Origin of the sequence: Nioella aestuarii (assembly GCF_050896395.1) — a bacterium.
Taxonomy (GTDB): Bacteria; Pseudomonadota; Alphaproteobacteria; order Rhodobacterales; family Rhodobacteraceae; genus Nioella; species Nioella aestuarii.
The window spans coordinates 1-9321 of the sequence record NZ_JBPBBA010000067.1 but is presented as its reverse complement, the minus strand read 5'-3'; the positions used below and the strand labels follow the sequence as shown (position 1 = coordinate 9321).

The window sequence follows — 9321 nt, the reverse complement described above, 5'->3', positions numbered from 1 at the left end:
TTCGGGCCCTCAAGGTTCACCTCCATAACCTCCAAAGGCTTCCCAGCCTCCAATGCAACCGCCGCTCTCGTGCGCATGTGCCGTCCCTTTCAGATTTATCTTGATTTTTGAATGTGAGCTATCATGATTTGAGACTATGTCTCGCAAAATGGATAGATTCCGTCAATATGCATCTGGATCGCCTCATCACCATTCTGGAACTTGTCGCCGTCGCCGGGCGACCAGTTGCGGCGCGTGAAATTCAAAACGCGACGGGCCTGCCGAAACCCACCTGCTACCGGCTGATGCAGACGCTGCAGGATCAGGGGCTGGTAGAATCGCCCGGTGATGATGGGCGCGTGGTCATCGGCGAACGGCTTATCCGCATCGCGCTGCTTGGAAAATCGGATATCGACGTGCGCAAGGCCGCAGCACCTTTGCTGAAAGCGGCGGCGGTGAACTTCAACGAGACGGTGTTTCTGGCCCGCTTTCGCAGCAGCCAGGTAGAGATCATCCATGTGGAAACCCCCGATGACCCGGCCCGCGCCTTTATCCACCCCGGCCTTGGGGTGCGGCCGATGCATGCCTGTTCCTGCTCCAAGGCCATTGCCGCCTTTACCGAGCCGGAGTTTCAGGACTGCATCATCAAGGGCACGCTCAAGGCCTACACCGAACATACCAAGACGACCGAGGCTGATCTGCGCGCCGATTTTGCCCGCATTCTGCAAAAGGGCTTTGCCGATTGCGACCAGGAGATCGACCTAGGGATAGCGAGCGTCGCTGCGCCTGTGTCAATCGGCAATATCGGCGCGACATTCAGCGTCGGGGCAGTCGGACCGATCCGGCGCTTTGGAGCCGAATACAGGGATGAGATCGGTTTGAAACTTATCGATCTGGCAAGCCGCGTCAGCGGCGCCATCCAGCTTTGCAACGTGGCCGAGGTTTGAGGAGACCCGCGCCACACAAAAAAGGGAAAGGAATTCACGTCTCGCCCTTCGGGGCATTGTTCATTCAAGGGAGGAAAAAATGACACTTAGACCGGATCCGACATTCCACGCCACTGCGCAGCTTGCCATGCAGGCCCCAGTGGAAACCTACGGCTTTACCGTGATGCTCAGCCCCGACGGGTCACAGCCCGACGGGATCGCCGTGGTCGATCTCGACCCGAAATCGGACAGCTACGGCACCATCGTCCATACGGTGATGATGCCCTACAAGGGTGACGAGTTTCACCATTTCGGCTGGAACGCCTGTTCGTCGTCTCTGTCACCGCTGACCGGCCATGCCTTCCTTGAACGCCGCTATCTGATCGTGCCGGGCATCCGATCATCGCGGATCTATGTCATCGACGTGAAAGACCCGCTGAAAGCCAGCATTCACAAGATCATCGAACCTGAAGAGGTCTTCGCAAAGACCGGCTATTCGCGTCCCCACACCATCCATTGTGGTCCCGAGGGCATCTATGTCTCGACCCTGGGCGGGGGTGGTAAAGACGGCACTGATGGGCCTCCGGGCATCTTCATCATGGATTGCGAAACCTTCGAGATCATCGGCCAGTACGAAATGGACCGGGGCAAGCAGGACAAGCACTACGATTTCTGGTGGAACCTGCCGCAGGATTACATGGTCAGCTCCGAATGGGGTCTGCCGCCGCAGTTCGAGAACGGCATCGTGGCCGAGGATCTGCTGTCCAACAAATACGGCCATTCGATCCATTTCTGGGACCTGCGCAAGCGCAAGAACACCCAGACCATCGACCTTGGTGAAAACCACCAGATGGCGCTGGAAATCCGGCCTGCGCACGATCCGAAGAAGTCCTATGGCTTCTGCGGCGTCGTGGTCGACACCACCAACCTGCAAGGTGCGATCTTCACCTGGTGGCGGGGAGAGGACGGCACCTGGCAGGCCAAGAAGACCATCACCATCGACCCGCGCCCGGAAGACCCGGAGAACCTGCCGCCGCTGTTGCAGGGGTTTGCTGCGGTGCCACCGCTTGTCACCGATATCGACCTCAGCCTTGACGACAAATATCTCTATGTCGCCTGCTGGGGCATGGGCGAGATGCACCAGTACGATGTCAGCGACCCGATGAACCCCAAGCTGACCGGCAAAGTGGAACTGGGTGGTATTGCGCGGAATGCCAAGCATCCAGGCGGCGGTGAGTTCGCCTTCGGTCCGCAGATGGTCGAGGTCAGCCGCGACGGCAAGCGGGTCTACTGGACCAACTCGCTCTATTCCACCTGGGACGAGCAGTTCTATCCCGGGGCGGAAGGCGGCCAGATGGTCATGGCGAATGTAGGAGAGAATGGCGGGCTAGAGCTTGACCCGAACTTCTACATCACCTTCCCCGAGGGCCTGCGCGCGCATCAGATCCGTTTGGAAGGCGGCGATTGCTCGACCGACAGCTTCTGCTATCCGAACGTCTGAATGGGCACGGATATAACCACTTTGACGGCCCTCTGGGGGGCCGTCATTCTGTCTGGCTTCTATCATGGGGTGAACCCCGGCATGGGCTGGCCCCTGGCCGTGTCCGCCGCATTGATGGAGGGCAAGCGCAGCGCCATGGGCAAGGCCCTTGTGGCGCTGGCAGCGGGGCATTTCCTGTCGATGACAGCGATCTTGCTGCCGTTTTCCCTGATGACTGCTTTGGTCACATGGCAGATGCAGATCCGTGTCGGCGCGGGCCTGCTGGTCGTGGCCATGGGCCTCTACCTGCTAATCAATCGCAGACACCCAAGGTTTCTGGCCCGCGTTCACCCCGCGCGGCTGGCACTGTGGTCGTTCCTCGCGGCACTCGCCCATGGGGCGGGGCTGATGCTGGTGCCGATCTATCTGGGCATCTGCGGCATTGACGCAGGCCCGTCCGAGGGTCACGAGGCGGCACAGGCGCTGATGGGGCAAAACGTGCTGACCGCCTTTGTGGTGGCCTTGGTCCACACCCTCGCCATGACCCTCGCTGGCGGCATTCTGGCGATCGTCATCTATGTCTGGCTCGGCCTGAAATTCCTGTCCCGGACGTGGTTCAACCTCGATATTGTGTGGGCGCTCAGCCTTGTGCTGGTCGGGGCCGTCGGCATTTACACGGCGTATTACGGACACTGACGCGCGCGATCTGTGGACGGGGTGCCTCGCCTTGCGCTAGAGGTGATCTTGCGGGCCCGCGTGCCCGGAATTTTGCCCTCGGGACGCCTTCCATGCCCGCTGACTCAGCTTTCACCCGTCTTTCTGCCTCCGCGCGGCTTGTGCCCGTCCAACTCGACGGAGCGGATTTGCTGCTGCCCGACGGTGAAAACCTGGCTGCAAGCCTGCTGGCTGCCGGTGTCGGGTATCTGCGCCATACCCCCGGTTCCGGCAAAGCACGCGCGCCCTTTTGCATGATGGGGGCCTGTTTCGACTGCCTGATAGAGATTGACGGAGTGACCCGCCAAGCCTGCATGATGACCGTCACCGAAGGGTTGATCATGACCCGACCAAAGGGCGCAACCAATGGCTGAGGTCGATCTGGCCATCATCGGCGCGGGCCCTGCCGGTTTGGCCGCTGCCGTAACCGCCGACAAGGCGGGTCTTCGCGTTGCGTTGCTTGATGAACAGCCACGCCCCGGCGGCCAGATCTATCGCGACGTAAGCCGGATCAGCGCCGATCGGGCGCGCGTGTTGGGGGCGGACTATATCCATGGGGCTACGCTGACCTCGGCCCTGGCCAGCAGCGGTGTTCAGCATATTCCCGGCGCAGTTGTCTGGGCCATCGAGGATGGATTTCAGCTGTCCTACTCAGCAAACGGAAATGCTGCACAAATTTCAGCGAAAAGGGTTCTTCTGGCAACCGGGGCGCTGGAACGGCCGATGCCGATCCCGGGATGGACCCTGCCCGGTGTGATGACGGCGGGGGCCGCGCAGATCCTGCTGAAGGGTTCCGGCGTTCTGGCCCGGCGGGCGGTTCTGGCGGGCAGCGGCCCGCTGCTTTATCTGGTGGCCGCCCAGATGGTCCGGGCGGGGATGCCACCGCTGGCTTTGGTTGAAACACAAACGCGGGCTGACCTTTTGCGAGCCACGCGCCACCTGCCCGGCGCGCTGCGCGGTTGGCGCGGGCTGGTCAAGGGGCTTGGCTTGCTTGCCGAGCTTCGCCGTGCCGGGGTGCGGCGCTTTACCGGGGCCGGCGGGCTGACAGTGGAGGGCAGCCAAAAGGCCGAGGCGCTGCACTTCCGCTCTGGCGGCAAGATGCACCGCATCGCCTGCGACACGGTTTTGCTGCACCACGGGGTGGTGCCCAACACGCAGACCGCCCGATCGCTTGGCATCGCACATCGCTGGACCGCGGCTCAGCACGCATTCACCCCGGTTCATGACCAATGGGGGGCGACCGACCGCAGGGGCGTGTTCATTGCGGGCGACGGGGCCGGAATTGGCGGGGCCATGGTGGCCGAAATCGCGGGCCGTCTTGCGGCACTGAAACTGGCCGAAGAGGCAGGGCATCTTACGAGTGCGGACCGCGACGTGCAGGCCGCGCCGCTATTGCGCGCCCGGTCACGCGAACGCGCCATTCGCCCCTTTCTGGATGCCGCCTATCCGCCCTGCCCCGAGGCGCTGGCGCCCCAGGACAGCACCGTCATTTGCCGCTGCGAAGAGATCACGGCAGGCCAGATCCGGCAGACCGCCGCGCTTGGCTGCCTTGGCCCCAATCAGGCCAAAAGCTATACCCGCGCCGGCATGGGGCCCTGTCAGGGGCGCTATTGCGGGCTGACCGTGACCGCCCTGATGGCCGAGGCAACGGGCCAAAGCCCTGACGCCACCGGCTATTACCGCATTCGCCCGCCGCTCAAACCCGTGACACTTGCAGAGCTGGCGAGTATGGACACCACAGCACCCCAAGGAGATTGATATGATCGAACGGATCGACACCGGCCAGCGCATGAGCAAGATCGTCAAGCATAACGGGGTGGCCTATCTGTGCGGTCAGGTTGGCGCGGGTGACAGCGTGACGGAACAAACAACCGATTGCCTCGCCCGTGTTCAGGCGCTGCTTGACAAGGCCGGTTCGTCCCGAGACCGCATCCTTCAGGCGATTGTCTGGCTGTCGGATATGGACGATTTCGCCGAGATGAACGCCGTCTGGGATGCTTGGGTGCCCGAAGGCCACGCCCCTGCGCGCGCCTGCGGCGAGGCAAAACTTTCGCGCGATGTGCTGAAGGTCGAGATTATCGTCACCGCCGCCTGCGACTGACCTTAACCATGGGCGATGCGTGGACGGCCGGTGGCCGTAACGGTCACTTCCGCCTCGACGAACATCGAGCGCCCCTCGATCTCGACCTCGCGGATGTCGCGGGTGTGGCTCAGGGTCAGATGTTCGGCCCCTGCCCGCTGTGCACGGTCGCGCGCCTGATCTGACAAGGCGTGCTGCAGGGCATCGAGCGCTGCGTCGCGGTTGGCAAACAATGTCGGACCCTCAGCCAGATGCACGGTGAAGCGGCCTTCGCCCGCGCTGGTTACGACGCCCGACACCACCTGCCGGATCTGTCCCACAACCGCGCCGATGGCGTTGGCCACGCCCGCATGATCCGGCAGAACCATCCGGCACCCCAACCGATCCCCCACGGCCCGGTAATAGTTGGGGGCCGAGGCCCCAAGCCCGATCACTGGCACGCCGATCCGGGTTGTCAGTTCCACAATACCGCGATGCGGGGTCAGACCGGACCGGGTCAGCCTGTGTCGGGCCAGCGTGGCGGGGCTATGGTCGGCAAACTCTCTGTCCTCGGCAAAGGCCGCCTCCAGCAGGCAATCGACGGTCTGTTCGGTCAGCTGATCCACGATCATCCGGGCGAGTTGCTCTGCCCCGTCCGCCAGCCGATTGCCGCTGCCGCCGCGCTTGCGCGCCATCAGTTGCAGCCCAAGCCGCGCGGCATCCGTGTTCCAGGTGTCCAGACGGCCCAGAACATGGCTGGCATCCGACGGTGTGACGCCCGACAGCATCACCAGCCCCCGCGCCACCAACCGATCCAGCGCCGCGCCTTCCAGCCGCGATTTCAGCAGCCCCTGCGCCGGCATCGGTCCGGTGATCCGGTCCAGTACGGCAGCGTCGCGCGGCGGCAGGCCCGAGGCATCGCCCGTCATCGGCACCACGAAGCGGCCCGCATAGTCCAGCGCCACTTCAGATGACAACGCGCGCTCCAGTTCTTCGATCACCATATCGGGATGGTCATGCGCCAGCAGCGACAGGGGCATCAACCGCCGGGGCCCAAGCCGCACACCGCCCTGCAACCCTTCGGACAACACATGAACTTCGCTATCGCCACCCAAGCCCGTGGTGCGCATCGCCACCGCCTCGACCATGGTGCGATAGCCGCCGACCAGCGCACCTTCGGGGTCGATCTCGGGCAGGCCGTCGCGCAGCAGGGCAACATCTGTCGTTGTGCCGCCGATATCTGAGACCAGCGCGTCGCGTTCCCCGGTCAGCCAGCGCGCGCCAACGATGCTGGCGGCGGGGCCAGACAGAATGGTTTCAATCGGACGCTCGCGCACCATATCCGCCGAAATCAGCGCCCCGTCGCCACGCACCACCATCAGCGGCACGGATATCCCCAGCTTCGCCAAATGCCGTTCGCACGCCGCCACCAGCCGCGCGATCGACCCCACAAGCCGCGCATTCAGCAGCGCCGTCAGCGCGCGTTTGGGGCCGTTCAGTTTGGCCGACAGCTGGTAGGAACAGGTCACGGGTCGTCCGGTTTCCCGCCCGATCAGGTCGCGCGCACGCTTCTCATGGGCCGAGTTACGGGTGGCAAAGCGCGACACCACGGCAAAGGCTTCCACCTCGCCCTTCAGCGCGCTTACCGCCTCCAGCAATGCGGCCTCGTCCAGCGGGGCAGCCTCTCGTCCATCGTGACCGTGGCCGCCTGCGATTGACACCATCGGGTCACGGCCAATCGCCTCGGTCAGCCCGCCCCGGTCGAGATCCTTCTCGGTGAACCCGATCGAGACCAGCGCCACACGCCCGCCCTGCCCTTCAACCAAAGCGTTTGTGGCAAGCGTGGTCGACAGCGATACTAGCGCAATCTGGTCGGCCCCGATCCCGGCCCCCTCCAGCGCCGCATCCACCGCGCCGCCGATGCCCAAGGCCAGATCATGCCGCGTGGTCAGCGACTTGGCGGTTCCCACAACGCTCTGCGCTGTTTCGTCGATAATTGCAGCATCCGTATAGGTGCCACCCGTATCCACGCCAAGCAGATAGGCCATGTTCGCTGTCCCCATGTGTTTCCTGCACGTCAGATAGGACAGCCAAAGGGCCTGTCACCAGCCCCCAAGCGACCTGCTGCGGATTTTCCTGTCGGTTTTCGGGTCTGAGTCAGGCAGCAGCCAGCTTGGTTAACAAAGACCACAGCGCCGCCGCATCCGGGCGCTGAACCCGAATGATCAGAGTGTCCCCCTGACGTGTGATATGCGCGCCGACCCCACCAAAGATCGTGGTGGCAGACGGCGACCTGCCATCCAGCGGCGTTGCAGTACAGGCGGCGGCGATGTCGTCGCAGCGCGATCCTGTCAGCGTGATCGTGGTGTAAAGATCGTCGGCAAGGCTGATCGCATAGCCATCCTGCCAACCCGGCGACACGTCCAAGGGCGCGTCCGTGACCAGCAGCATCCTGTCGCGCGCAATGCGGATCGCGTGCGGGCCGTCCGGGGCCGCCCCCCCGCACCCAACCGCCGGCGCGCCTGGCACAAGCGCCGCAATGGCGGCCTCAAGATCGCCCGAGATCATCAGTGCGCCACCGGGGGCCGCACATGCGAGCATAAGGTCAGGATACGCTGCCTCTTGCCCCGGTTCCGGGCTTGCGTTTGTCCAGATACGTTCATCCATTCAGCCGCGCTCCTTCCGGGTCCAGAGCGCAGGCCGGGGCCACGCGGACGGGCTGTTCCACGCCAAGATGGAAGGCAATCAACTGCTCTCCCATCCGGTTTTGTCCTTCTTCCAGCAGGGCCAGAGCAATGGGACGGTTCAGGGTCGGGCTGACATGGCTGGACGTCACGAAGCCAAGCGACCGGCGCTGGCCGTCTTCGGCCAGAAGATGCGCACCGACGGACAGCGGATCAGGCCCATCGGTGATCAGCCCCACAAGCTGCCGCCGGTCCGTGCGCCGCGCCTCTGGCGTGAACAGCGACCGACGCCCGAAATATTCATCCCTGCGTTTGTCACGCGGCCCGCCCCATCCCAGATCATGGGGCATGGTCACGCCATCGGTATCTTTGCCCACGAGGATAAAGCCCTTTTCAGCGCGCAGGATCATCACTGCCTCCAGTCCGATCCAGCGGCCATTATGGGCCGCTCGTGCGGCATCCAGCCGTGCGTACAGGGCCGCCGCGTGCCGCGCGGGCACCGAGATCTCATAGCTCAGATCGCCGGTGAAACTGACCCGCGCCACACGGGCCGGATAGCCGTTCCACATGGTTTCGGCCACGCCCATATGCGGCAGCGCCAACAGCCGGTCGGGCAAATCCGCCGCATGGGCCAGATCGCCCGCCTGCGGGCCGGTCAGCGTGATCGTCACCCAGTTGGCGGTTACATCATGGACATAGCTTTGTGATGGATCGAAGCGGTCCTGTCGCGCTTCCTCCAGTATCATGCGCACGCTGGACACATGGCTGGATGACGCCGAAACGATGAACCGATCTTCGGCCAGCCGGAACACCACCCCGTCGTCATGCACGACCCCGGTTTCCGAGAGCATGAAGCCATATCGCGCGCGCCCCGGCTTCAGGCTCGACATGCGGATATAACCGCAGAAATCCAAAAGCTCCGCCGCGCCCGGCCCGATCACCTCAATCTTGCCGAGCGGCGAGGCATCGTAGAGCCCGACCGTATCGCGTGCAGCCTTGGCCTCAGCCATAGCAAGCGAGGTTTCATCGCCATCCCCATAGACCGAGGGGCGCAGCCAGCCGCCATATTCGCGGAATCGTGCGGCATGGTTACGAAGAAGCTGTTCCAGCGCCAGACGCTTGACGGGGTTGAACAGCTCGCCCCGCCTTGGCCCCGCGATGACCCTCAACGGCACCGGGGTAAATGGTGGTCGGTATGTGGTTGTTCCCGTCTCGGGAATAGAAAGACCGGTGATGGCGGACATTGCTGCAAGACCCGCGAAATTGGCGCTGCGGCCCTGATCCGTCGCCATGCCAAGCGTGGTGTAGCGCTTGAGATGTTCGACCGAGCGATAGCCCTCTTGCGCGGCGATCTTCACGTCCTTGAGGGTCACGTCATTTTGTGGGTCGAGCCAGGTGCGGCCCCGCAGCGTCGGATCCGGACGCATGGGCATCAGGCCCCAATCGCCTGTGACCGCGGCCCGCGGCGCGACGCCGGCC

General features: G+C 63.7%; 9 protein-coding genes. 6 read left to right on the top strand and 3 right to left on the bottom strand.

The window, feature by feature from the left end:
* The first annotated feature begins 167 nt into the window (after positions 1–167).
* The 6 genes from ACROHD_RS20380 to ACROHD_RS20355 all read left to right on the top strand — a co-directional run bounded on the left by ACROHD_RS20380 (position 168) and on the right by ACROHD_RS20355 (position 5200).
* Positions 168–926 (top strand): IclR family transcriptional regulator, encoded by a 759-nt coding sequence (locus tag ACROHD_RS20380; RefSeq protein ID WP_432680284.1) that lies wholly within the window; start codon positions 168–170, stop codon positions 924–926.
* A 79-nt stretch (positions 927–1005) separates the two neighbouring features.
* Positions 1006–2406: a selenium-binding protein SBP56-related protein gene (locus ACROHD_RS20375; RefSeq protein WP_432680283.1), complete on the top strand. Its 1401-nt coding sequence runs from the start codon at positions 1006–1008 to the stop codon at positions 2404–2406.
* The gene (locus ACROHD_RS20370; RefSeq protein ID WP_432680282.1) at positions 2407–3081 is read left to right on the top strand and encodes a hypothetical protein; all 675 of its coding nucleotides are present in this window, start codon (positions 2407–2409) and stop codon (positions 3079–3081) included.
* 92 nt (positions 3082–3173) lie between these two features.
* Positions 3174–3473: a (2Fe-2S)-binding protein gene (locus ACROHD_RS20365; protein WP_432680281.1), complete on the top strand. Its 300-nt coding sequence runs from the start codon at positions 3174–3176 to the stop codon at positions 3471–3473.
* Positions 3466–4857: an FAD/NAD(P)-dependent oxidoreductase gene (locus ACROHD_RS20360; RefSeq protein WP_432680280.1), complete on the top strand. Its 1392-nt coding sequence runs from the start codon at positions 3466–3468 to the stop codon at positions 4855–4857. The genes ACROHD_RS20365 and ACROHD_RS20360 overlap by 8 nt, the downstream gene beginning before the upstream one ends.
* Position 4858: 1 nt before the next feature.
* Positions 4859–5200, top strand: a complete 342-nt coding sequence (locus ACROHD_RS20355; RefSeq protein WP_432680279.1) for a RidA family protein — start codon at positions 4859–4861, stop codon at positions 5198–5200.
* A gap of 2 nt (positions 5201–5202) precedes the next feature.
* On the opposite strand, the gene ACROHD_RS20350 is transcribed toward ACROHD_RS20355, so the two are convergent.
* From ACROHD_RS20350 to ACROHD_RS20340, 3 genes are all read right to left on the bottom strand, one after another.
* Complete coding sequence (locus tag ACROHD_RS20350) at positions 5203–7206, bottom strand: hydantoinase/oxoprolinase N-terminal domain-containing protein (protein WP_432680278.1); 2004 nt, start codon at positions 7204–7206, stop codon at positions 5203–5205.
* A 109-nt stretch (positions 7207–7315) separates the two neighbouring features.
* Positions 7316–7825 (bottom strand): hypothetical protein, encoded by a 510-nt coding sequence (locus ACROHD_RS20345; protein WP_432680277.1) that lies wholly within the window; start codon positions 7823–7825, stop codon positions 7316–7318.
* Positions 7818–9321, bottom strand: a 1504-nt coding sequence (locus ACROHD_RS20340; protein WP_432680276.1) for a glycine cleavage T C-terminal barrel domain-containing protein, incomplete at its 5' end; no start/stop codon positions are given. The genes ACROHD_RS20340 and ACROHD_RS20345, both read right to left, overlap by 8 nt.

Excerpts from the sequence above, each read along its gene's own strand:
- ACROHD_RS20380 (WP_432680284.1), top strand. The coding sequence starts at position 168 with ATGCATCTGGATCGCCTCATCACCATTCTGGAACTTGTCGCCGTCGCC.
- ACROHD_RS20375 (WP_432680283.1), top strand. The coding sequence starts at position 1,006 with ATGACACTTAGACCGGATCCGACATTCCACGCCACTGCGCAGCTTGCC.
- ACROHD_RS20370 (WP_432680282.1), top strand. The coding sequence starts at position 2,407 with ATGGGCACGGATATAACCACTTTGACGGCCCTCTGGGGGGCCGTCATT.
- ACROHD_RS20365 (WP_432680281.1), top strand. The coding sequence starts at position 3,174 with ATGCCCGCTGACTCAGCTTTCACCCGTCTTTCTGCCTCCGCGCGGCTT.
- ACROHD_RS20360 (WP_432680280.1), top strand. The coding sequence starts at position 3,466 with ATGGCTGAGGTCGATCTGGCCATCATCGGCGCGGGCCCTGCCGGTTTG.
- ACROHD_RS20355 (WP_432680279.1), top strand. The coding sequence starts at position 4,859 with ATGATCGAACGGATCGACACCGGCCAGCGCATGAGCAAGATCGTCAAG.
- ACROHD_RS20350 (WP_432680278.1), bottom strand. The coding sequence starts at position 7,206 with ATGGCCTATCTGCTTGGCGTGGATACGGGTGGCACCTATACGGATGCT.
- ACROHD_RS20345 (WP_432680277.1), bottom strand. The coding sequence starts at position 7,825 with ATGGATGAACGTATCTGGACAAACGCAAGCCCGGAACCGGGGCAAGAG.